Origin of the sequence: Humidesulfovibrio sp. (assembly GCF_031082295.1) — a bacterium.
GTDB lineage: Bacteria > Desulfobacterota > Desulfovibrionia > Desulfovibrionales > Desulfovibrionaceae > Humidesulfovibrio.
The window spans coordinates 33,054-53,622 of the sequence record NZ_JAVHLD010000019.1; the positions used below are offsets into that span (position 1 = coordinate 33,054).

Consider the following 20,569-nt stretch of genomic DNA (forward strand, 5'->3'; position numbering starts at 1 on the left):
CCGCCGCCGCCTGGCGTGTGGTGCGCAAGGTGGGGGCTAGGAATCGGCGCGGGAGGCGGCATGTTCGGCGCGGAAACAGTAGCCGACAGGCTGGGTGCGGCCTTCGATGAGGGCCATGAGGGTCTTCTGGTTTTCAATGGATGAGAGCTGGAACGAGAGCCCCATCTGGTAGTTGCCGTCGCCGGTGCTGCTGACGCGGCTCACCTGCGCGTTGACCGGAAGCCGGATGCCAAGGACGTTGTCCGTGAGCATCAGCTCGATGTTCGTGGCCCGAGGCACTGGCCTGTCGGCAATGCAGAGCAGGCCGCCGAAGCTGATGTCGCGGGCCATGGCCTGGATTTGGCTCTTGGCGTCGCGCAGGCGCAACGGCAGCGGGTCGGACAGGGTGTAGCGGGTCTGGCTGCGCTGGTGGTCGCTGAAGGGTCGGACGCTGTTGCGCTTGACCTTGGCCTGGTAGAGGGCCTGATCGGCCCGCTGAACCAGGGAGGCCATGTCCAGGGCATCGGTGGGGAAGCAGGCAAGCCCGATGCTCACGGTTATTGGGGGCAGTTCCTGCCCGGCGAAGACGATGGCGTGGTGCTCCATCGCCTGGCGGATGCGTTCGGCAACGCCAACAGCCTCCTCACGTGTGGTCTGCGGCAGGATGAGCGCGAATTCCTCGCCGCCGTAGCGCACAATGGTGTCGAGCAGGCGAGCGGTGTCGCCGAGTTCATGGGCGATGTCGCGCAGGGCCTGGTCTCCGGCGGAGTGGCCATAGGTGTCGTTGAAGTCCTTGAAGTGGTCAAGGTCGAGCATGAGCAGGGTGAACGGTTGGCCGAAGCGGCGAAAGCGTTCCATCTCCTTCGGAACTTCCTGGTTGAAGGCGCGACGGTTGGAGAGCCCGGTCAGTTCGTCCTTGTAGGCGCTTTCCTCCCGCTGGCGAAGGAGGTTCACCTCCACCAGGATGGGATCGCTCAGCATGGGGTTCACCTGCATGAAGTAGTCGCACATGGCGGTGACCAGGCTGATGTTGCGGCCCAGGGCTTGGCACAGGCCTTCCTGGTGGTCGAGCACATCCAGCATGGTGTCCTTGGCTTCACCGGGAGAGAGCTCCAGGCGGGTCAAGCGGTACAGGGCTTCGGTGTAGATTTCGTCGCCAGCATCCCGCGCAAGACTTTCCCACAGCTGTCGGCTCAGGGTGCAATTGTTCCTGGCGCGCTTGAGAAGTTCATTCAAACGCCCGGAAGAATCCTTAAGCAGCTCGCGCGTACTGGCCATGAAAATATAACCTACTGTATTTGTTCGATTAATATCGACGGATTCTATTTGATGCTAAAATATATCTATTGAAGATGCGCGTGTCAACGGTAATGCAAGAAATTTGTGCGCTTGACTGATCGCCTTGCCGGATGCACAGAAGAATTGACGTGAAATCACCCGATGATCCGAGAGGAATGCCATGACATCCGGTTTTCGAAATGACGACAGCGTGCTCCGGGCCAGCGTGGAGCAGACGATGCGGCAGCGCAAGTCCCTGGGCCTGGAGGGTTTGGTGGGTGGGCTTGAGACCGTGATCTTCAATGTGGAGCCGGATCGCCTGAAAGACGCGGCCGCGGAGTTTCTGGGCAACTCAGGCTATATCTTCGGAACGGCCCTGGACAGCCCGCAGGGTCAGGCCTGCGTGCTGCAATTGCCTGGCTCCGCCGATTTCCTGTTGACCGCCCGGAATTCCGGCCACAGCCCCTTCGACGACGAGCCCAAGGGCCCCAAGTCCGCGCATTTGCCACACACCAGGGTCGAGACCATGGTGTTTCTGTGCCACGACCTGGAACGCTTCGTGCGCATCCAGAAAGCTCGAGGTGTGCGCTTCATGACGCCGGACGTGTTGCGCTCCGAGGCCAGCCTGTTCATCCAGACCGAGCCCTCGCCGCACAGCGCGCTGTCGTACGGTTTCGTGCAATGGCTGAAAGGCGGCCGCCAGTACCGGGGCGAGTTCTTCCGCGAGGCCGACTGGTGCCTGCCCAAGCCGGACATGGCCCACCTGCGCAACATCGGCGTCTTTGACCACGCTTCCGTCCGCGTGCGCGCGCGCGAGCGCGACAAGGCCATCGTGGAGTTCCTGGAGCTCACCAACTACGAATATTCCATGTCCGTGTACGTGGACAACCTGAACTCAATCACCAACGTGGCGCGCCTGCCGGGCGAGGTCTACGCCATGGTCATCACCTCCGGCCTGGGCGATGCCGCGGACTGGCAGATCGGCCCCACCGAGAAGTTCATCGAGAACTACGGGCGGCGCATTCACCACATGGCCTACCGCACGGAGCACATTCAGGACACCTTCGCCGGGCTCAAGGCGGCGGGCATGGAGTTCCTGGTGGAACTGGTCGGATCGCCGGAAGAGGGTCTTCGCCAGACCTTCAGCCGTCCGCTGCCCAATACCCTCATGGTCAACGAGTACATCAAGCGCTACGAGGGCTTTGACGGCTTCTTCACCAAGAGCAACGTGACGCTGCTGACGAAGGCCACGGAGAATCAGTAGCGGCAACGGAATGCCGGAGGGCGAGGCTTGACAAGGCGGGGCAGGGGGCATACCTTGCAAACAAGTGAGCAACTATTCATATGAGTAAAGACACAAGCCTTGACGCCTGCGAAGCACCCTGCCTGCACCTGGACCGCGTGGACCAGGTGCGGGCGGGTATGCTTACGGACGAAGCGGCGGAAGGCCTGGCAGAGATTTTCGGCCTGCTGGGAGACCGCACCAGGGTGCGCATACTGCACGCCCTGAGTCTGGGCGAGTTGTGCGTATGTGACATCTCCGCGGTACTGGGCACGACCTCCTCGGCGGTGTCGCATCAGTTGAGGCTGCTGCGCACGGCCAAGCTGGTCAAGGCCCGCAAGGAGGGCAAGAATGTCTACTACACCCTCGACGACGAGCATGTGCGACAGCTTTTCGCCCAGGGCCTTGAGCATGTTCAGGAACGATAGGCGACATTTTTTTTGTTGTAACGAATGAACAAGTGCGCACACGTTTGCGCAATAATGCAGGCAGCATCATGGATTACTTCGTTTCGTTTCTGGCCGAAAGCTGGCACGTGTTCCGGCAGGCAGCGCCGTTTCTGATCTTCGGCTTTTTTATCGCCGGCATGCTGAAGGCGCTTGTGCCGGCAGATCTGCTCGCGCGTCACTTCGGTGGCAGGGGCTTCCTGTCGGTTCTCAAGGGCGCGCTGCTTGGAGCCCCCTTGCCCCTGTGCTCCTGCGGGGTGCTGCCCGCAGCCATGGGCTTGCGCCGCCAAGGGGCCGGGGCCGGGGCCACAACGGCGTTCATGATAGCCACCCCGGAGACGGGTGTGGACTCACTGGCCGTGACCTACGCCCTCATCGATCCGCTCATGACGGCGTTGCGGCCCTTGTCCGCCGTGCTGACGGCCGTTGTCGCCGGAATATTAACGAACCTTTTGCCGGAGCGTTATGTTCCGGCTGTCAAAGCGTCCCCTGTGCCCTGCGCATCGGGGTGCTGCGGCGGTGGGTGTTCGACGCAGAGCCAGTCCGGCTTGATCGGGGCCCGGACGGCTCCCTTGTCCATACGCCTGCGCGAAGGCCTGGGGCACGCCTTCGGAGAGATGCTCGCCGACGTGGGCCTGTGGGTCATCATCGGCGTGCTGGCCGCCGGGGCAATCTCGGCCTTTGCGCCGCCCACGTTGTTCACGGAACTGCCGGGCGGGGAGTTCAGCTCCATGCTGGTCATGCTCGTCATCGGCGTGCCCATGTACGTGTGCGCGTCCAGCTCCACGCCCATCGCGGCCTCGCTGCTGCTCAAGGGGCTGTCGCCGGGCGCGGCGCTGGTGTTCCTGCTCACCGGCCCTGCCACCAACGCCACCACAGTGACTGTCATGGCCCGGACCTTCGGCAAGGCCCTCACCGGCGTCTACGTCGCGTCCATCGCCTTGTGCGCGCTGTTTTTCGGGTACCTGACCAATCGCCTCTACGTTGCCCTAGGCTTCGACATCCACGCCGTCCTCGGGACTACCTCCGAAGCCTTGCCGTCCTGGGTCGAGCTCGCTTCGGCGCTGCTGTTGCTTGGGCTCATCGCCCGCGCCCTTCTGCAGGCCAGGCACGAGCACGCCGCGCTGGAGTGCGAAACCGCCCAGCGCTGATCGCGCGGCATGGCCGCGTGTCCGCTTGCGGCGGGGGTCGGATTGCGGTAGCGCAGTCTCTGACGCACATTCCGCAGGAGGACGCGCAACAACATGGCAGAAAAGGTCGCACCGGGCCGCAGGCTGGAGTTCAAGGACCCCGAGCTGGCCAACAAGCTCTTTGGGCCGCAGGGCAGCAATCTGGCCCTGCTGGCCGAGAAGACCGGCGCCTGCATCGACACGCGCGGTTCCGTCGCCATGCTCGCCGGTGCGCCCGAGGCCGTCGACCTTGCCGCCTCGGTGCTGACGCAGCTCTACGGCCTGTTGCAGGAGGGCAAGCAGGTTCATCCGCAGGACGTGGATTGCGCCTGGCGCATCCTGCTGCGCGAGCCCGGCGCGGACATCCGGCGCATCTTCCAGGACACGGTGTACGTGGCCTCTCCGCGCAAGACCATCGCCCCCAAGACCATCAGCCAGCGCAACTACCTTCAGGCCATCCGCGAGAACGACCTGGTCTTCGCCGTTGGCCCCGCCGGCACGGGCAAGACCTATCTGGCCGTGGCGCTGGCCGTCAGCGCGCTCATGAAGCGCGAAGTCAAGCGCATCGTGCTGGCGCGGCCCGCCGTGGAGGCGGGCGAGAAGCTGGGATTCCTGCCCGGCGACCTGGCCGAGAAGGTCAATCCATACCTGCGCCCGCTCTACGACGCCCTGCACGACATGCTCGACTTCGCCCGTGTGCAGGACATGCTCGCCACCGGCGTCATTGAGGTCGCGCCGCTGGCCTTCATGCGCGGCCGCACGCTGAACGACGCCTTCGTCATCCTTGACGAGGCCCAGAACACCACGCCCGAGCAGATGAAGATGTTTCTGACGCGCCTTGGCTTCGGCTCGCGCTGCGTTGTCACGGGCGACGTGACCCAGATCGACCTGCCGACCCAGACGCGCTCCGGCCTGGTGGAGGCCCGCGGCATCCTGGCCGGGGTCAAGGGCATCGGCTTCGTGGAGTTCCACGAGGAGGACGTCATCCGCCATCCGCTGGTGGGCCGCATCGTCCAGGCCTACGACCGCCATGATAAGGGCCGCCATGATAAGGGCCGCCACGACAAGAGCCGGGCCGACCAGGTGCGCGGCAAGGCCAAGGCGTGAGCGTCAGCCTGGGAATCCGCACCGGCGCAAGCGCGCTTGACCCGCGCTTTCCCCTCGCGCGGCGCGAGCTTGTCGGCTTTCTGGAGTCGATGCTCGAAGCGCTGGGCCTTGCCGGAGCCCACGTTTCCCTGACCCTGCTGGACGACCCCGGCATCTCCGTGCTCAACGCCGAGTTCCTGGGCTGCCAGGGGCCGACCAACATCCTGAGCTTTCCCGAGGCCGACCCGAAGCGGCCCGAGTCCCTGGGCGCGCTGTTCCTGTCTGTTGATACCCTGTCGCGGGAGACGTACCTGTACGGCCAGGATCCGCGCGAGCACCTGGCCCGGCTGCTCGGCCACGGCCTGCTGCACCTCTGCGGGCACGATCACGGCCCGGAAATGGAAGCGCTGACGGAGCTTGCGGTACAGTCCGTGTGCCCGCAAATGGCCTGAGCGCGGCGATTTGCAGCCTGAGCGACGGCCTCTTTACAATCCCGGCCCGGTTGGGCAAAATACACGTTTTCACCAACGCGAGATTGGATTTTGCGAGGAGAACAGCCATGGCCAGACATTTTCTGAACATCCTGGACATTCCCCAGTCCGACATATTCAAGGTGCTGGAACGGGCCAAGGCCCTGAAGGACGGCGACGTCCGCACCAGGCTCCTCGACGGCAAGACAGTCATCCTGATCTTCGAGAAGGCCTCCACGCGCACCCGCGTGTCCTTTGAGGTCGCCGTGCGCCACCTGGGCGGCAGCACCGTGTTCCTGACCCCGCACGAGTCACAGCTGGGCCGCAACGAGCCCTTGAAGGACACCGCCCGCGTGCTCTCGCGCTACGCCGACGCCCTGGTGGTGCGCACCTTCGGTCAGGAGAAGCTCGACACCCTGGTGCAGTGGGGCAGCATCCCCGTGGTCAACGCCCTCACTGACGAGCATCATCCCTGCCAGGTCATGAGCGACGTGCTGACCATGTTCGAGCGCACCCCGGACCTGTGCTCCCTCAAGGTGGGCTGGATCGGCGACGGAAACAACATGGCCCACTCGTGGATTGAGGCTGCGGCCCGCTTCCATTTCGAGCTGACCCTGGCCTGTCCGTCCGGCTACACCCCGGACCTCGCCATCCTGGCCAAGGCCAGGGAACAGGGCGCGCGCATCGTGCTCACCGAGGACCCGGAGCTGGCCGCCAAGGACGCCGACTACCTGAACACCGACGTCTGGGCCTCCATGGGCCAGGAGGCGGAGCAGCTGCGGCGCGAGGCGGCCTTCGAGGGCTACCAGCTGAACGACGCGCTCTTGAAGCTGGCCAAGCCCGGCTGCAAGGTCATGCACTGCCTGCCCGCCCACCGGGGCGAGGAGATCACGGACGAAGTCTTCGAGGCCAACGCCGACATGATTTTTGACGAGGCCGAGAACCGGCTGCACATGCAGAAGGCCATCCTCGAATGGGTCTTCGAGGCCCTCTAACACCATTTTCGTAAACGGAGCAGAACGCATGAGTTCCATCAAGAAAGTCGTCCTGGCCTATTCCGGCGGCCTGGACACCTCCATCATCCTCAAGTGGATCAAGAACACCTACGACTGCGAGGTCGTCACCTTCACCGCCGACCTGGGCCAGGGCGAGGAACTCGACGGCGTGGAGGCCAAGGCGCTGGCCACCGGCGCCACCAAGGCCTACGTCGAGGACATTCGCGAGGAGTATGCCCGCGACTTTGTTTACCCCATGCTGCGCGCGGCCGCCCTGTACGAAGGCCGCTACCTGCTCGGCACCTCCATCGCCCGCCCGCTCATCGCCAAGCGCATGTGCGAGATCGCCGAGGCCGAGGGCGCCCAGGCCGTGGCCCACGGCGCCACCGGCAAGGGCAACGACCAGGTGCGCTTCGAGCTCACCACAATGGCCCTCAACCCGCGCCTGAAGACCATCGCGCCCTGGCGCGACTGGGACATGAAGTCCCGTACGGACCTCATCGCCTACGCCGAGAAGCACGGAATCCCCGTGCCCGTCACCAAGAAGAACCCCTGGAGCCAGGACGCCAACCTGCTGCACGTGTCCTTCGAGGGCGGCGAGCTTGAGGATCCCTGGAACGAGCCGGATCCCGGCTGCCACCGCTACTGCACCCCTGTGGAGCAGGCGCCGGACAAGGCCGAGGAGATCACGCTGGACTTCGAGGCCGGCAACGCCGTGGCCCTGAACGGCAAGCCCCTCAGCCCCGCCCAGATGGTGCTGACCTTGAACGAGATCGCCGGACGCCACGGCATTGGTCGCGTCGATATGGTGGAGAATCGTTTTGTGGGCATGAAGTCGCGCGGAGTCTACGAGACCCCGGGCGGCACCGTGCTGCACATCGCCAAGCGCGACCTGGAGGGCCTGTGCCTGGACCGCGAGGTCATGCACCTGCGCGACTCGCTCATCCCGCGCTACGCCGAGATGGTCTACTACGGCTACTGGTTCGCCCCGGAGCGCGAGGCCCTGCAGACCCTGGTCGACAAGACCCAGGAGAAGGTCACCGGCACCGTGCGCGTGAAGCTCTACAAGGGCAACGCCATCCCCGTGGGCCGCAAGTCGCCGTTCTCCATGTACCGCATGGACCTTGCCACCTTTGAGGAGGACGAAGTCTACAACCAGGCCGACGCCGCCGGGTTCATCAAGCTCGTGGGCCTCAGGCTCAAGGGCCGCATGGCAGGGAAGTAGGACCGGCAGCAGGGGAGTTACACATGACCAAGAAGATGTGGGGCGGACGTTTCGCCGAGGCCGCCGCGGCCTCGGTGGAGCAGTACACGCAGTCCGAGAGTTTTGACCGGGCGCTGTACCGCGAGGACATCCTGGGCTCCAAGGCCCACGCCACCATGCTCGGCAAGGTCGGCATCATTTCGGCCGAGGAAGCCGTGACGCTGTGCGCCGGGCTGGACCAGGTGCTCTCGGAGATCGAGGCCGGATCGTTCGTCTGGAAGCGTGAGCTGGAAGACGTGCACATGAACATCGAGCGCAGGCTGACGGAGATCGTCGGGCCTGTGGGCGGCAAGCTCCATACGGCGCGCAGCCGCAACGACCAGGTCTGCCTGGACTTCCGCCTGCACGTGGACGCGCGCCTGGGCGGTTGGTCTGTTGAACTGGGGCGCCTGGTGGATGTTCTGTGCGCCCGGGCCGAGGAGCATGCGCAAACGCTGCTGCCCGGCTGCACGCATTTGCAGCCCGCCCAGCCCGTGAGCCTGGCCCACCACCTGCTGGCCTACGCCCAGATGTTTCGGCGCGACTTCGAGCGCCTGCATGACTGCCTCAAGCGCGTGCGCGTTTCGCCGCTGGGCGCCGCGGCGCTTGCCGGCACCACGCACCCCATCCAACCCGCCCAGGTGGCGGAGGAAGTCGGCTTCCTGAGCACCTTCGCCAACAGCATGGACGCCGTCAGCGACCGTGATTTTGCGCTTGAGGCGCTGTTCTGCGGCAGCGTCATCATGATGCACTTAAGCCGACTGTGCGAGGAACTGATCATCTGGTCCAACCCGAACTTCGGCTACGTGCGCCTGCCGGATGCCTATTCCACGGGCTCCTCCATCATGCCGCAGAAGAAGAACCCGGACGTCTGCGAGCTCATGCGCGGCAAGACGGGCCGGGTGTACGGCGCGCTGACCTCGCTTCTGACCCTCATGAAGGGCCTGCCGCTGACCTACAACCGCGACATGCAGGAAGACAAGGAGCCGTTTTTCGACGCCGACCGCACCGTTTACGCCTCGGTGTCCATCATGGCCGACATGCTGGCGGTGCTGGAGTTCGTGCCGGAGGCCATGCGCCGGGCGCTCACCAAGGGCTATCTCAACGCCACGGAACTGGCCGACTATCTGGCGGCCAAGGGGCTGCCGTTTCGCGAGGCGCACCACGCCACCGGCGCTGCCGTGGCCCTGGCTGAGAAGAAGGGCGTGTGCCTGGAGGACTTGAGCCTGGAGGAACTGCGCTCGTTCTCGCCGCTGGTGGAGCAGGACGTGTTCGACGTGCTGCGATACGAGGCGGCGGTGAGCCGCAGGAACCTTGCTGGCGGCACAGGGCCGGAGTCCGTTTCGGGCCAGATTCTGGCGTTGCGGGCCTGGCTTGCGGGAATCCGCTGAAGATTGTTCGGCATGACGGGCAGATATGGTGCGCTCCGTACGGGGCGCCCTTTTTTATCCAAGAAATCCATGTGCATTTTTGAACATGGGTTGCACTTCCTTGGGATATTGTTCATAGCCTCCAAAGGAGCAGAGTCACCGCATCCGATCCCGGAGGGGAATCATGACGACGTACACCGTCTACAAGGAACAGCTGCCAGGGCTGTTCGAGAAATGGAGCAAGCAGTATGCCCTCCACGTCCCGGCCCGGCTGCGCGAGGGGTTTTACGACCTTGTGCCCTGGAGAAAGGACCTGGAGATAGCCTGGGACTACGATGTTGCCTACAACTCGCCCAAGCGCTTCGTCATGCCGCCGCATGAGGCCCTCATCACCTACGATCGCCGCACCTATGAGGCCAAGCCCGTCTTCGGGGCGCCGAAGCAGATCCTCTTCGGCGTGCACCCCTATGACGTGAAGGCGCTCAATCAGCTGGATCAGCTCATGGAGGGCGGCAGCCCGGACCAGAACTATATTCGCCGCCGCGAGGCCACCGTGGTCATGGCCTTCGAGCCGCTGACCGTTTCGCCCTCGGGCTTCTGGGCCAGCGTGGGCGCGTCCAGCGTGGCCCACGGCTTCGACCTCTACTGGACCAAGGTCGGCCCGGCCTCGTTCACGGTGGAGATCGGCTCGGCCAAGGGCGAGGAATTGCTGGCGATGGGCGGTGCTCTTTTGCCCTCCACTGCGGGCGACAAGGAGGGGGCTCGCCGCGCCAAGGCGCGCATCCTCACCAAGGCCCGCAAGAACGCCCTGCGCTACAACTGGGAAGAGACCCCGCGCCTGCTCGCCAAGTGCTGGGATTCGCCCCTGTGGCGCCGCTACTCGCAGATGTGCCTGGCCTGCGGCTCCTGCAACACCGTCTGCCCCACCTGCTACTGCTTCGACATCCGCGAGGAGTCAGACGACAAGCTGGAGACGGGCACGCGCTACCGCGAATGGGACGGCTGCATGCTTGAAAGCTTTGCCAAGGTGGCGGGCAACCACAACTTCCGTCCCAAGGCCCAGGACCGCTACCGCCACCGGTACTTCCGCAAGGGCAAATACATCTACGACAAGATCGGCGAGCTTGGCTGCGTCGGCTGCGGGCGCTGCGTGCGCGCCTGCACGGCCGGCATCGCCAACCCGCTCAAGGTGTTCAACGAATTGTGGGAGGAGACCGCCCATGAGTACTAAACTCTTCTCGCCGTACGTGCCGCGTCCGGTCACGCTGGTGGAGAAGACCCCGCTGTCGGACTTCGTCACGCGCTTCACCTTCGAGCAGGACAACGGCAAGCCGCTGGCCCACAAGCCCGGCCAGTTCGTGAACCTCTCCATCTACGGCATCGGCGAGGCGCCGTTCTCCATCAGCTCGCCGCCCCGGCGCACCAACATCACCTTTGAGATCGCGGTTCGGCGCATCGGGGCCGTCACCGGCGCCATGCACGCCCTTGAGCCCGGCGCAAAGGTCGGCATCCGCGGGCCTTACGGCTCGTCGTTCCCGGTCATGAAGTTCGTCGGCAAGGACGTGCTCATCGTGGCCGGCGGCCTGGGCTACATCCCGCTGCGCTCGCTTCTGTTCTACCAGCTGCGCCACCGCGACGAGTTTGGCCGCATCGTGCTCATGGTCGGCACCCGCGACCCCAAGGAGCGCATCTTCGTGGACGAGATCGCCGACCTGGCGAAAAGTGGCGAGGTCGAGGTCATGGAGACCGTGGACATGCCCGACAGCACCTGGAAGGGCAACGTCGGCGTCATCACCACGCTCCTGCCAAAAATCGACCTTGATCCCGGCAACACATACGTGGCCATGGTCGGCCCCCCGATCATGTACCGCTTCGTCATCGCCGAATGCCGCAAGAAGGGCATCGCCTCGGAGCAGATTTTCGTCTCGCTGGAACGCAAGATGAAGTGCGGCCTGGGCAAGTGCGGGCATTGCCAGATCAACGAGCTGAACACCTGCATCGACGGCCCCGTGTTCTGCTACACGGACATCGAAGCCTACCAGGAAGCCATCTAGGCGCCCTGGCGGGGAGGGGACATCATGGCCAAACCGAAAATCGCCTTCTTCGACTTCGCTGGCTGCGAAGGCGACCAGCTCCAGATCGCCAACCTTGAGGAGCGCCTGCTCGACATCCTTGGGCACGTCGAGGTCGTGAGCTTCCGCGAGGTCGCCACCGGGCATTCCGACGACTACGACGTGGCCTTTGTCGAAGGCTCCATCACCCGGCCAGAGGACGAGATCCGCCTGAAGGAAATCCGCAAGAATGCCAAGGTCCTTGTGGCCCTTGGCGCCTGCGCGGCCATCGGCGGCATCAACTGTCTCAAGAACTTCATGGCCGAGAACGTCTACCGCGAAGAAGTTTACGGTGGACAGGCTCGCTGGTACTCCACCTACGCCGCCCGCCCGCTGAAAAGCGTCGTTCATGTGGACGCCGAGGTTCCGGGCTGCCCCATCGACCCCACCGAGTTCGCGCGCATCACCAAGGAGCTTCTCCAAGGCCGCGCGCCCTGGATTCCGGACTTCCCGGTCTGCGTGGAGTGCAAGCAGGCGGGCAACGTCTGCCGGTACGAGATGGGCAAGATGTGCCTGGGCATCATCACGCGCGCGGGCTGCAAGGCCGCCTGCGTGTGCGAGGGCGCGCACTGCTGGGGTTGCCGGGGCCTGGTGCCCGGCGCGAACCTCGACGCCGCGCGCATCGTGATGGACCGCGCGGGAAGCGACCGCAAGGCCACTCAGGACCTGCTGCGCTTCTTCCTGGGAGACACCGGGGCCGCCCTGTAGCGAGAAAGTAGCCGACCGGCCCATTCACGGGCCGCCGAGAGGATATGATCATGGCCAAGACCGCACCCGCCAAGAAAACCGCCCCGAAAAAGGCCAAGGCCTCGCCCGCAACGCCCGTTTCCGTGCCGGACAAGGTCAGCGGACCCAAGAAGGTCCACGTGCACTACCTGACCCGTGTGGAGGGCCACGGCAACATAGTTGTCGATGTCGAGGCCGACGGCCGCGTGTCCACCTGCCGCTGGGAGGTGCCCGAGGCGCCGCGCTTCTTCGAGGCCATGCTCATCGGTCGCGACTACAAGGACGTGCACCACATCGTCTCGCGCATTTGCGGCATCTGCGCCATCGGCCACCAGCTGTCCAGCCTCCAGGCTACCGAGGACGCGCTGAACATCAACGTCAGCGAGCAGACGCACATCCTGCGTCGGCTGGCACTGCACGCCGAGAATCTGCAGAGCCACCTGCTGCACATCGCCTACCTGGTGTTGCCCGACCTGATGGGCGTGGACTCCATCCTGCCCCTGGCCGCCACCCACAAGGACGCGGTGCTCAAGTTCATCGCGGCCCGGCGCGTGTCCAACGAGTTCAGCCGCCTCATCTGCGGGCGCACGACCCACCCCCAGCGCATGACGCCCGGCGGGTTCACCATGTTCCCGTCCACCGAGCAGCTGAAAGACCTGCGCACCATGCTCCATGAGGCCATGCCGAACCTCGACTTCGCCGTGGACTTCTTCGCCAGCATCATCGACAAGTTTCCCAAGTTCGAGCGCCAGACCGAGTATGTCGGGCTGGTGTCGCCCTCGGAATACGCCATGTACTGGGGCGAGATCGGCTCCAGCAAGGATGAGCGCAGGCCTGTGCGCCAGTATCGCAACACCACGCGTGAGTATCTGATCCCCACGTCAACGGCCAAGTGGACCAAGAACCTCGACGAGTCCTACATGGTGGGGGCGCTCGCGCGCTTCAACCTGAACGCCGAGCACCTCATGCCCAAGGCCGCCGCCGCTGCCAAGAAGCTCGGCCTCAAGAAGGGCTGCACCAACCCCTACCTGATCACCGTCGCCCAGTTGGTGGAGTGCGTGCATACTGTGGAAGAGTCCCTCATGCTGGTGGACGACCTGCTCAAGCGCGGCATCCGCGACGAGGCCCCGGCCAAGGCCAGCATCGCCCCGGGACGCGGCGTTGGAGCCGTCGAGGTGCCCCGCGGCATCCTGTTCCATGCCTACGAGTATGACGAGCACGGCCGCATTTTCCAGGCCGACTGCGTCATCCCCACGAACCAGAACCACGCCAACATCCAGAAGGACATGGACGCCCTGGTGCCGCTCATCTCCGGCCTCTCGGAGAAGGAGATGGAGCTCCGGCTGTCCATGCTCGTGCGCGCCTACGACCCCTGCATCAGCTGCTCCACGCACTTCATCGACGCGCGCGGCCTGAATGAAGAGAAACGAAGCATGGTGCGCTTCAATTACAAATAGGAAACAGAGAACAGGGGCGCCACCCCATTGACCTCAATTGACCTCGAAAGGGCTGTTTCAGGAGTAACCTGAGGCAGCCCTTTCGCGGTTTGGTGGCAAAGGCCACTTCCCTTTAATCCTCAGTTCGCTTGTTATCGCGACGTTTTCAGGATTTCGAGAATCTGCTTGGTGTTTGTGTAGCTCACGCCCTGCTCGCGGATAACGTTTTTGAAAAATCCGCATTTCAAGCAGTTTCTCTGCTTCATGGCGAATGTTCCCTGTACTATATTTCCGCAAAACGTACCTGCAATGGCCCAGCAGCATCTCCCGCCACATTTGCCGTCGTTCAGCCCATCGACAGGCTTTGCGGTAGTGGCTGGGCATATCCCATCCTCCTGTGCGTGCGCGTCCGCTGCGATGCGTTTGCAATGCTTGAATTCCCAGCAATTCATCTTGCTCATTGTATGCCTCATGATCATAATGATTATCGCAAGAGCGCTATATGTCTATGTATCACGTTGACGTCTGATTGTCATCCTGTAACAATTCCAATCCGGTTGCTGTATGCAACTGGCGGAAGTGTAGGGATGGGGGGCTTGACGATTCAAAGAGATCAGAGGTTGTCGTGTGGGTCGTTCTCGGATGACCTTTTGCGCGTAGAGAAGAATTCCTGTGTTTGATCTCGGTGAACAACATCAATCCGAGGAAGGAGCATGTCCGCAGTAGGCCACCGGTTTTGGGCCTCTGCGGGTCTACGGCTCGATGTCGAAGGCTGGATGGTGCGAAAGCATCCCGCTGGGCTCGCTGCCGAAAAGCGACAGGATCAACAGATATTGGGGCGGTACCCCTGGGTAGATTAGGGTCGTGGCCTGCCGGAAGCCGAAGCGTGCGTAGTAGGCCGGATCGCCCACAAGCACGCAGCCAGAGGCGTTGCGCCGACGCAGTTCAGCCAATCCCTCCAGCACAAGTTTCGAGCCGACGCCTTTGCGCTGAAGGTCGGGCCAAACGGCCACAGGTCCAAGCAGGAACCAGCCCAGGTCGCGGCCCTCCACGTGAGCCTCGGAAAAGGCGATGTGGCCGGCCACACGTGATCCCGTGGCCGAAGGTTCCTCGGCAACCAGGGAAAGTGTCAGGGCGCCGTCTTCGCGCAGGGCATCGACATTGAGGTGCTCGGTCTGCCTGCTGAAAGGATGCGTGGCAAACGCAGCAATGTTGATCTTGCGGATGACCGTGTGGTCTGCAGGTGTTTCCGGACGGATGATCATGTGTGCGCCTGGTGGGTGCGGAGGTGTGCGCGCTACTCTTCTGCGCCGCCTTCCTGGGCCAGTTTCAGGTTCTTGGCATAGGTGGCGGCCATGGTTCCGGCCACGCAGCCCTCGCCCACGGCCTTGGCCATCTGCAGGGGCGGGCCGCAGATGTCGCCCGCTGCGAATACGCCGGGAACGCTGGTGGCCTGGGCCTTGTCGGTCTGTATGTACTTCATGCTTTCGTCGAGGGTCAGCCCCAGGGTCGAGGCAAGTTCCAGCACGCCCTTGGCCCCTTGTTCGATGAACACGCCCGCCACGGGAAGCGATGTTCCGTCGGACAGCGTCAGGCCTTCCACCTTGCTGTCGCCGGTGATGGCCTTCACCGTGACGCCTTCATGCAGGCTGACTCCGCTCTCGCGCAGCTTGTCCTGCAGGACGGGCGAGACATCAAGGCTTTCGCATATGAGGTGTACGCTCTCGGCCAGATGCAACAGGGTCAGGGCGCCGCTTACTGCAGCGCTCTGGCCTCCCACCACGGCAACGACTTCGCCCCGGAAGAACCCGCCGTCGCAATCCACGCAATACGACACGCCGCGACCGAGCAGTTCCTTTTCGCCTGGCACGCCGAGCTTGTTGCGGGTGGTGCCTGTGGCGAGGATGAGCGAGCGGGCGCATAGTTTCCGGCCGCTTTCAGTCTCGATCTCGAAGCAGCGCTTTTCATGGGAGATGCTGAGCGCGTCTTCTTCCATCAACTCGGCGCCGAAGCTTTCGGCCTGGGCCAGCCCGGTCTTGAGCATGTCCTCGCCGCTTGTTTTGAACATTCCGAGGAAGTTTTCCACATGCGCCCAGAACAGGTTGCTTTTGTTCATGCGCCCCAGCAGGAGCACCCCGGCCTTCTTGCGTGAGGCGTGGATGGCGGCCTGGATGCCCGCGGGGCCGCAGCCGAGGATGACGACATCATACATGCTGTGCTGGGTCATGGCAGCTCCTTGGTTGCAGCGAAAGGGGTGGGCTTTGGCGTTAGCCTAATCTCCGGCGAGCCTTTGGGCAAGGTGCCCCATGATCTGGCTGCGCAGGGCGAGGAGCTTCGGCTCGGCCGGCAGGGAATCGAAGATGGTGTCCAGGTAGCCCCGTTCGCGCAGCAGCTTGAGGGAATGGCGGTAGTTCAGGTCGTATATCCAGCCCGCGACCATGAGCTTGAAGTCGTTGACCCAGACGATGTGGCGGTAGTCTCCTGTTTCGCCGCGCAACAGGCCGTCCAGAACGGCCTGGGAGTAGGCCGTGGGGTGGGGCTTCACGTGGAGCGCCACCTCCGGGTGTTGAGGCGTCTCCTGGGAGAAGTGCGCGATCATGACGCGAAAGATGTCCAGCTTGTCGCTGTCGCGCACCAGGCGCGCAACCGCCAGGGTTTCAGGCGGCAGGGTCAAGGGCAGGGCGCGCACGTTGTGCAGGATGACTGCGCCGAGCGTCAGGCGGCGGATGTCCTCCGGCACGTCTGCCAGCATGTCCCCGCGCAGGGTGTGGCGGACGCTCAGCGCAGCGTGGTTGGCCGACTCCGCGTCTCGGAAGGTGCGGTATCGCTTGTACTGCGGAAAGCGCCCGACATCGTGGAGAAGGGCGGCGAGGCGCGCGGCGAAGCGCACGCGTTCTGACACGCGTGAGTGATCGGCGATGTCGGTGGCGATGGCGCTTACACGGATGGTATGCTCAACCTTGAGGCGGTAGGCGAAGTTGTCGCCGGGCTCGGCCAGGAATGGCTCGGCGAAGGCTTGGAAGCGCTTGGCAACAAGCTCGACATGGGCCTCGCTCATTGTTCGATGATCCTTTTCTGCCTTTTGTATTCAATCTGCGTGATCCTGCCGGAACGAAGGCTCGCTTCCAGTTGCGAGAGCTCCTTGCGCTTGGCCTCCTCGGCCTCGCGCTCAAGCTCCTTGTCGCGCCATATGCCCTTGGGGCCGAACAGCAGTCGCAGGAACACGCAAATGGCGCCCAGGATGAGGGCTGAAAAGGCGTAGGTTGCGAGGGTGGTCTGCCAATCTCCGCCATAGCCGGAGTTGAACGGCCAGCCGTCCCACTTGGAGGGCAGGGCGGCCTGGGTGCTGATGTTCAGGAAAGACATGCTTGGGAACCTCCGGTTGATCATTGCGGCAAGCCTGCTGCCTGCGCGTCTCGCCTGGGAGAGATACGTCGCATCGGGCTCTCTGGCAAGACGCAAGCTGGACCTTCTGTTCCCGCCATTGTCTCCTGCGAAAAGATCAGCTATCATCACGTATGAAGAACGGAGGTCGCCATGCGCATACTCATAGCCGAAGATGATGTGGCTAGCGCGCAATATATGGAAGGACTCATGGCTCGCTTTGGCGATTGCCATGTCGTTTACGACGGCGAAGAGGCTGTATCCGCGTTTGCGGCAGCCCTTGAGGAGGGCCGCCCCTTTCAGGTGGTGTGCCTCGATATCATGATGCCACAGATGAATGGCCAGGAGGCCCTGCAACAGATTCGCGCTCTCGAACTCCAGGCCGGCGTGCAGAACGATCACGAAGCGAAGGTCGTCATGACCACGGCCCTTGGCGATGTGCGTTCGGTCATGGGCGCGTACAAGCATGGCGCCACCGCCTACGTCACCAAACCCATTTTGCCGGAGCCGTTTTTCGAGACCCTCCGCAACCTGGGCATCAGCAACTCAACATGAGGATAACCGTGAGAAGATTCCCTGTCTTGTTCGGGCTGGCAGCCCTCGCAGTATTGCTCTGCCTGAGTCTGGCAGAGGCGGCGCGCCTCGGCGGCAACCGTTCCTTCGGCAGCCGTTCCACCTATTCGCGCAGCTACAGCAAGCCTGTGGCACCCACATATGCGCCGACCCAGACCCCGAGCGCAGCTCCCACGCAGGCGAAACAGCCCGCACCTGCTGCGCCAGGTCCCCTCGGCGCACCGCAGCCGAGCATGTTCTCGCGCATGGGATGGGGCCTTGGCGGGCTCATGGCCGGCGGGCTCATCGGCTCCATGCTCTTTGGCCGCGGCATGGGAGGCTTTGGCGGGGGCATGGGCTTCCTGGACATCCTCCTCATCGGTGTGATCATCTATTTCGCCGTGAAGCTGTTGCGCCGCCGTGGCCAGACGTCCGGAGACGCCCCCGCCCAGGGCGGTTGGCAGGCACCGCCGTCCTCCTCGCCAGATACGTCGGAGGATGCACGCGCAAGGGCCGCCCAGAACTGGGACGCCCTGCGCTCCAAGCCTGAGGCTGGCGGCACGGGCGGCTTCGGCGCGGCAACGGCGACGCCGGAACCCGCGGCAGAGACAGTCGCGGGCCCCACTGTCCCGGTCGGCTTCATCGTGCCGGAGTTCCTGGAAGGGGCCAAGACCGTCTACGCCCGCCTGCAGCATTCCTGGGATCGTCGCGACCTCGACGACATCGCGCTGTTCACCACCCAGGAAGTGCTTGAGGAGATCAAGCGCCAGGCCGCGCTCGACCCCAAGCCGTCCAAGACCGAACTGTTGCTCATCAACGCCCGCCTCCTCGAATTCAAGGAGGAAGCGACTGACACCGTGGTTTCCGTCTACTTCGACGTTCTCCTGCGCGAGGACGCCAGCGAAGACAAGCCCCGGCAGATTCGCGAGGTCTGGCACTTCTCCAGGCCAACGGGCGACCTGAACGCCAACTGGCGGCTGGAAGGCATCCAGCAACTTGAGGCCTAGACGGCGCCCCGCCATAGCTTCCCGAACACTACCACCCAAGCCTGGAGCCACACTCCGGGCTTTCTTGCGCAAGGAGATCAGGATGTTTGCCCTCAAGGATTGCTTCAAGGTCTACACCATGGACCAGGACAAGGCCTCTCCACCCGCTGAAACCGTCGCCAAGGTCAAGGCCGTGCTCGAGCAAAAATGTCCCGGCGTGCTGGAAAAAACCGACCGCGTGGACACCGGACGCCTCGGCATCCCGGTGTTCTTGAGTATCTGCGGGCCGGAGGCGCGTGCCGTGATGCCCACGCGCAAGCAGATGGGCAAGGGCGCCAGTCCCGCCCAGGCCGAAGCCTCGGCCCTTATGGAGCTGGTGGAGCGCTTCAGCTACTTCAGCTTCTGGGCTGACGAGTCGAACTTCGTGCGCTGCACCTGGTCCGAGGCTGTGCAGCGTTTCGGCGACCAGCTCATGGACATCCGCGAGATTTGCTCCTCCGTTGGCGACGAACTCTCGCCAGAAGGCGCAAGACGCGTCATGGACCTAGTGCGTTGGCGTTTCTGCCCGGCGCTGAACGTGGCCACGGGGAAAACCTGCGTGTTGCCGCTCGACTGGTTCAAGACGCTGAACGAGTTCAACGGCTCCTCCGCGGGCAACACCAGCGAGGAGTCCGTGCTGCAGGGCGCCTGCGAGCTGGTGGAGCGCCATGTCTGCGCCGTCATCGACCGCAGCGATCCGACTCTGCCCACCATCAGCCAGGACAACCTGGCCGACCCGGTGCTGCGCGAGCTGTGCGAGGCTTTCCGCAAGAATGGCATCATGCTTGTGCTGAAGGACTTCTCCCTCGGCATGCCCGTGCCGACCGTCGGCGCGTTGGCCTTTGACCCCCGGACCTTTCCGGGCTTGAGCGAGATCGTCTACACTGCCGGAACAGCTGCCTCGCCGGTAAAGGCCGCAGTGCGCGCCGTCACCGAGATCGCGCAGCTTGCGGGCGACTTTGAGACCGGGCGCGTGTACGAGGCGTCTGGCCTGCGCAAGTTCACGGACCCCGGGCAGTTCGAGTGGCTCCTGGCCGGACCTGTGGTCGAGCTGGACAGCCTGCCCGACGTCGAGGACAACAATATCCGCGTGGAGCTCGCCCGCCTGGCCGATGGACTGGGCGCCAAAGGCTACAGCCTGTACTCCGTGGACACCACACGCGCCGACATCCAGGTGCCCGCCAACTACAACCTCGTGCCGGGCTTCGACTTCCGCGAGCGTACCGTGAACCGCAGCCTGGGCCTGTTTGTGGGCCGCAAGCTGGCGGAGGAGGCCGAGGTGCCGGAAGCCGAGGCAGGGCTTGCCGTGCTGGCGGAGGTTGCTCCCACTGCCTACTACCTGCCGTTCTTTCAGGCCCTGCTGGCGCTGCGCAAGGGCGACCTCGACCTGGCCGCCGAGCGCTTTGCCCTGGCCGAGCCCCTGCAGCCTGGTTCGGACGAACGCGCCCTGTGCGCCTTCTACCAGGCCTATGCGCTCTCCCAGGACAGCCGCTGGGAGGACTGCGTTCCGCATCTCGACAGGGCCATTTTGCTGGACCCGGATGTGAAGGAGTACTTCAACCTGCGCGGCGTGGCCAGGTTCAAGGCCGGTTCATACGAACTGGCGAAGGATGATTTCCACGCCGTGTTGGCGCTTGATTCCGGGTCGGCACCCGATCTGGCCAATCTTGGCCTGTGCCACAAGTTCCTCGGGCAGCGGCAGGAGGCTCTGGAATGCCTGGAGGCGGCGCTGCGCCTGGATCCCGGCCTGGACTACGCGCGCAAGCACCTGGAGGAACTTCTCCGGGGCAAGCGGGAATAAATTTCCACCAGTTTGGAGGATATACTCCCAGACCGTATTGACCACGGCTGAGAAATCCATTAGTTCGGTTTGCACGCAAGTGTGGACTTGGTCCATGCGCGGTTCCAAAGGAATTTATCGGCTTTGGCGACTTCCCTGAGATCCTATGAGGAGGACGAAGAATGGCTATTGTTGAGTACAAGAGCAACAAGTTTGAGGTGGACGAGGACGGTTTCC

At 63.7% G+C, this 20,569-nt stretch carries 21 protein-coding genes; 15 read left to right on the forward strand and 6 right to left on the reverse strand.

Translation table 11 applies throughout. The annotated features are described in order from the left end of the window. Positions 1-36 precede the first annotated feature (36 nt). Complete coding sequence (locus tag RDU24_RS10725; protein WP_308735751.1) at positions 37-1,257, reverse strand: diguanylate cyclase; 1,221 nt, start codon at positions 1,255-1,257, stop codon at positions 37-39. A gap of 181 nt (positions 1,258-1,438) precedes the next feature. Here RDU24_RS10725 and RDU24_RS10730 point away from each other — a divergent pair, with 181 nt between their 5' ends. The 12 genes from RDU24_RS10730 (at position 1,439) to RDU24_RS10785 (ending at position 13,612) form a co-directional block, all read left to right on the forward strand. Beyond that, positions 1,439-2,521 carry a hypothetical protein gene (locus RDU24_RS10730; RefSeq protein ID WP_308735752.1) on the forward strand — a complete coding sequence of 361 codons (1,083 nt, stop codon included), beginning with the start codon at positions 1,439-1,441 and terminating at the stop codon, positions 2,519-2,521. Between the two features lie 80 nt (positions 2,522-2,601). Beyond that, entirely contained in the window at positions 2,602-2,967 is a 366-nt protein-coding gene (locus RDU24_RS10735) for an ArsR/SmtB family transcription factor (protein WP_308735753.1), read from the forward strand. A gap of 68 nt (positions 2,968-3,035) precedes the next feature. Then, entirely contained in the window at positions 3,036-4,136 is a 1,101-nt protein-coding gene (locus tag RDU24_RS10740; RefSeq protein ID WP_308735754.1) for an SO_0444 family Cu/Zn efflux transporter, read from the forward strand. A 93-nt stretch (positions 4,137-4,229) separates the two neighbouring features. Then, complete coding sequence (locus RDU24_RS10745; protein WP_308735755.1) at positions 4,230-5,261, forward strand: PhoH family protein; 1,032 nt, start codon at positions 4,230-4,232, stop codon at positions 5,259-5,261. Further along, positions 5,258-5,692 carry an rRNA maturation RNase YbeY gene (ybeY, locus tag RDU24_RS10750; RefSeq protein WP_308735756.1) on the forward strand — a complete coding sequence of 145 codons (435 nt, stop codon included), beginning with the start codon at positions 5,258-5,260 and terminating at the stop codon, positions 5,690-5,692. The genes RDU24_RS10745 and ybeY overlap by 4 nt, the downstream gene beginning before the upstream one ends. Positions 5,693-5,799: 107 nt before the next feature. Next, the gene (argF, locus tag RDU24_RS10755; RefSeq protein ID WP_308735757.1) at positions 5,800-6,705 is read left to right on the forward strand and encodes an ornithine carbamoyltransferase; all 906 of its coding nucleotides are present in this window, start codon (positions 5,800-5,802) and stop codon (positions 6,703-6,705) included. A 28-nt stretch (positions 6,706-6,733) separates the two neighbouring features. Beyond that, on the forward strand, positions 6,734-7,930 hold the full coding sequence (locus RDU24_RS10760; RefSeq protein ID WP_308735758.1) for an argininosuccinate synthase: 1,197 nt from the start codon (positions 6,734-6,736) through the stop codon (positions 7,928-7,930). A gap of 23 nt (positions 7,931-7,953) precedes the next feature. Next, positions 7,954-9,339 (forward strand): argininosuccinate lyase, encoded by a 1,386-nt coding sequence (gene argH, locus RDU24_RS10765; protein ID WP_308735759.1) that lies wholly within the window; start codon positions 7,954-7,956, stop codon positions 9,337-9,339. Positions 9,340-9,502: 163 nt separating this feature from the next. Further along, complete coding sequence (locus RDU24_RS10770; RefSeq protein WP_308735760.1) at positions 9,503-10,549, forward strand: 4Fe-4S dicluster domain-containing protein; 1,047 nt, start codon at positions 9,503-9,505, stop codon at positions 10,547-10,549. After that, positions 10,539-11,372 carry an FAD/NAD(P)-binding protein gene (locus RDU24_RS10775; RefSeq protein WP_308735761.1) on the forward strand — a complete coding sequence of 278 codons (834 nt, stop codon included), beginning with the start codon at positions 10,539-10,541 and terminating at the stop codon, positions 11,370-11,372. The genes RDU24_RS10770 and RDU24_RS10775 overlap by 11 nt, the downstream gene beginning before the upstream one ends. A gap of 24 nt (positions 11,373-11,396) precedes the next feature. Beyond that, positions 11,397-12,137, forward strand: coding sequence for a hypothetical protein (locus tag RDU24_RS10780; protein ID WP_308735762.1), 741 nt, complete (start codon positions 11,397-11,399; stop codon positions 12,135-12,137). 50 nt (positions 12,138-12,187) lie between these two features. Then, positions 12,188-13,612, forward strand: coding sequence for a Ni/Fe hydrogenase subunit alpha (locus RDU24_RS10785; protein WP_308735763.1), 1,425 nt, complete (start codon positions 12,188-12,190; stop codon positions 13,610-13,612). 131 nt (positions 13,613-13,743) lie between these two features. On the opposite strand, the gene RDU24_RS16015 is transcribed toward RDU24_RS10785, so the two are convergent. From RDU24_RS16015 to RDU24_RS10805, 5 genes are all read right to left on the reverse strand, one after another. Continuing rightward, positions 13,744-14,070 carry a two-CW domain-containing protein gene (locus RDU24_RS16015; protein ID WP_374989765.1) on the reverse strand — a complete coding sequence of 109 codons (327 nt, stop codon included), beginning with the start codon at positions 14,068-14,070 and terminating at the stop codon, positions 13,744-13,746. Between the two features lie 273 nt (positions 14,071-14,343). After that, positions 14,344-14,856 carry a GNAT family N-acetyltransferase gene (locus tag RDU24_RS10790; RefSeq protein WP_308735764.1) on the reverse strand — a complete coding sequence of 171 codons (513 nt, stop codon included), beginning with the start codon at positions 14,854-14,856 and terminating at the stop codon, positions 14,344-14,346. A 32-nt stretch (positions 14,857-14,888) separates the two neighbouring features. Beyond that, positions 14,889-15,818 (reverse strand): NAD(P)/FAD-dependent oxidoreductase, encoded by a 930-nt coding sequence (locus tag RDU24_RS10795; protein WP_308735765.1) that lies wholly within the window; start codon positions 15,816-15,818, stop codon positions 14,889-14,891. 45 nt (positions 15,819-15,863) lie between these two features. After that, a complete protein-coding gene (locus tag RDU24_RS10800; protein WP_308735766.1) occupies positions 15,864-16,649 on the reverse strand; it encodes an HD domain-containing protein in 786 nt (261 codons plus the stop codon). Next, entirely contained in the window at positions 16,646-16,957 is a 312-nt protein-coding gene (locus tag RDU24_RS10805; protein WP_308735767.1) for an SHOCT domain-containing protein, read from the reverse strand. The genes RDU24_RS10800 and RDU24_RS10805 overlap by 4 nt, the downstream gene beginning before the upstream one ends. A gap of 171 nt (positions 16,958-17,128) precedes the next feature. On the opposite strand from RDU24_RS10805, the gene RDU24_RS10810 reads away from it, so the two are divergent. The 3 genes from RDU24_RS10810 (at position 17,129) to RDU24_RS10820 (ending at position 20,353) form a co-directional block, all read left to right on the forward strand. Continuing rightward, on the forward strand, positions 17,129-17,530 hold the full coding sequence (locus tag RDU24_RS10810; protein ID WP_308735768.1) for a response regulator: 402 nt from the start codon (positions 17,129-17,131) through the stop codon (positions 17,528-17,530). Positions 17,531-17,538: 8 nt separating this feature from the next. Further along, positions 17,539-18,534, forward strand: a complete 996-nt coding sequence (locus tag RDU24_RS10815; protein WP_308735769.1) for a Tim44 domain-containing protein — start codon at positions 17,539-17,541, stop codon at positions 18,532-18,534. 82 nt (positions 18,535-18,616) lie between these two features. After that, positions 18,617-20,353 (forward strand): YcaO-like family protein, encoded by a 1,737-nt coding sequence (locus RDU24_RS10820; protein ID WP_308735770.1) that lies wholly within the window; start codon positions 18,617-18,619, stop codon positions 20,351-20,353. Positions 20,354-20,569 lie beyond the last annotated feature (216 nt).

What these genes read in the sequence shown, in the direction of transcription:
- RDU24_RS10725 (WP_308735751.1), bottom strand. Translation starts at nt 1,257, where the DNA reads ATGGCCAGTACGCGCGAGCTGCTTAAGGATTCTTCCGGGCGTTTGAAT.
- RDU24_RS10730 (WP_308735752.1), top strand. Translation starts at nt 1,439, where the DNA reads ATGACATCCGGTTTTCGAAATGACGACAGCGTGCTCCGGGCCAGCGTG.
- RDU24_RS10735 (WP_308735753.1), top strand. Translation starts at nt 2,602, where the DNA reads ATGAGTAAAGACACAAGCCTTGACGCCTGCGAAGCACCCTGCCTGCAC.
- RDU24_RS10740 (WP_308735754.1), top strand. Translation starts at nt 3,036, where the DNA reads ATGGATTACTTCGTTTCGTTTCTGGCCGAAAGCTGGCACGTGTTCCGG.
- RDU24_RS10745 (WP_308735755.1), top strand. Translation starts at nt 4,230, where the DNA reads ATGGCAGAAAAGGTCGCACCGGGCCGCAGGCTGGAGTTCAAGGACCCC.
- argF (WP_308735757.1), top strand. Translation starts at nt 5,800, where the DNA reads ATGGCCAGACATTTTCTGAACATCCTGGACATTCCCCAGTCCGACATA.
- RDU24_RS10760 (WP_308735758.1), top strand. Translation starts at nt 6,734, where the DNA reads ATGAGTTCCATCAAGAAAGTCGTCCTGGCCTATTCCGGCGGCCTGGAC.
- argH (WP_308735759.1), top strand. Translation starts at nt 7,954, where the DNA reads ATGACCAAGAAGATGTGGGGCGGACGTTTCGCCGAGGCCGCCGCGGCC.
- RDU24_RS10770 (WP_308735760.1), top strand. Translation starts at nt 9,503, where the DNA reads ATGACGACGTACACCGTCTACAAGGAACAGCTGCCAGGGCTGTTCGAG.
- RDU24_RS10775 (WP_308735761.1), top strand. Translation starts at nt 10,539, where the DNA reads ATGAGTACTAAACTCTTCTCGCCGTACGTGCCGCGTCCGGTCACGCTG.
- RDU24_RS10780 (WP_308735762.1), top strand. Translation starts at nt 11,397, where the DNA reads ATGGCCAAACCGAAAATCGCCTTCTTCGACTTCGCTGGCTGCGAAGGC.
- RDU24_RS10785 (WP_308735763.1), top strand. Translation starts at nt 12,188, where the DNA reads ATGGCCAAGACCGCACCCGCCAAGAAAACCGCCCCGAAAAAGGCCAAG.
- RDU24_RS16015 (WP_374989765.1), bottom strand. Translation starts at nt 14,070, where the DNA reads ATGATCATGAGGCATACAATGAGCAAGATGAATTGCTGGGAATTCAAG.
- RDU24_RS10790 (WP_308735764.1), bottom strand. Translation starts at nt 14,856, where the DNA reads ATGATCATCCGTCCGGAAACACCTGCAGACCACACGGTCATCCGCAAG.
- RDU24_RS10795 (WP_308735765.1), bottom strand. Translation starts at nt 15,818, where the DNA reads ATGACCCAGCACAGCATGTATGATGTCGTCATCCTCGGCTGCGGCCCC.
- RDU24_RS10800 (WP_308735766.1), bottom strand. Translation starts at nt 16,649, where the DNA reads ATGAGCGAGGCCCATGTCGAGCTTGTTGCCAAGCGCTTCCAAGCCTTC.
- RDU24_RS10805 (WP_308735767.1), bottom strand. Translation starts at nt 16,957, where the DNA reads ATGTCTTTCCTGAACATCAGCACCCAGGCCGCCCTGCCCTCCAAGTGG.
- RDU24_RS10810 (WP_308735768.1), top strand. Translation starts at nt 17,129, where the DNA reads ATGCGCATACTCATAGCCGAAGATGATGTGGCTAGCGCGCAATATATG.
- RDU24_RS10820 (WP_308735770.1), top strand. Translation starts at nt 18,617, where the DNA reads ATGTTTGCCCTCAAGGATTGCTTCAAGGTCTACACCATGGACCAGGAC.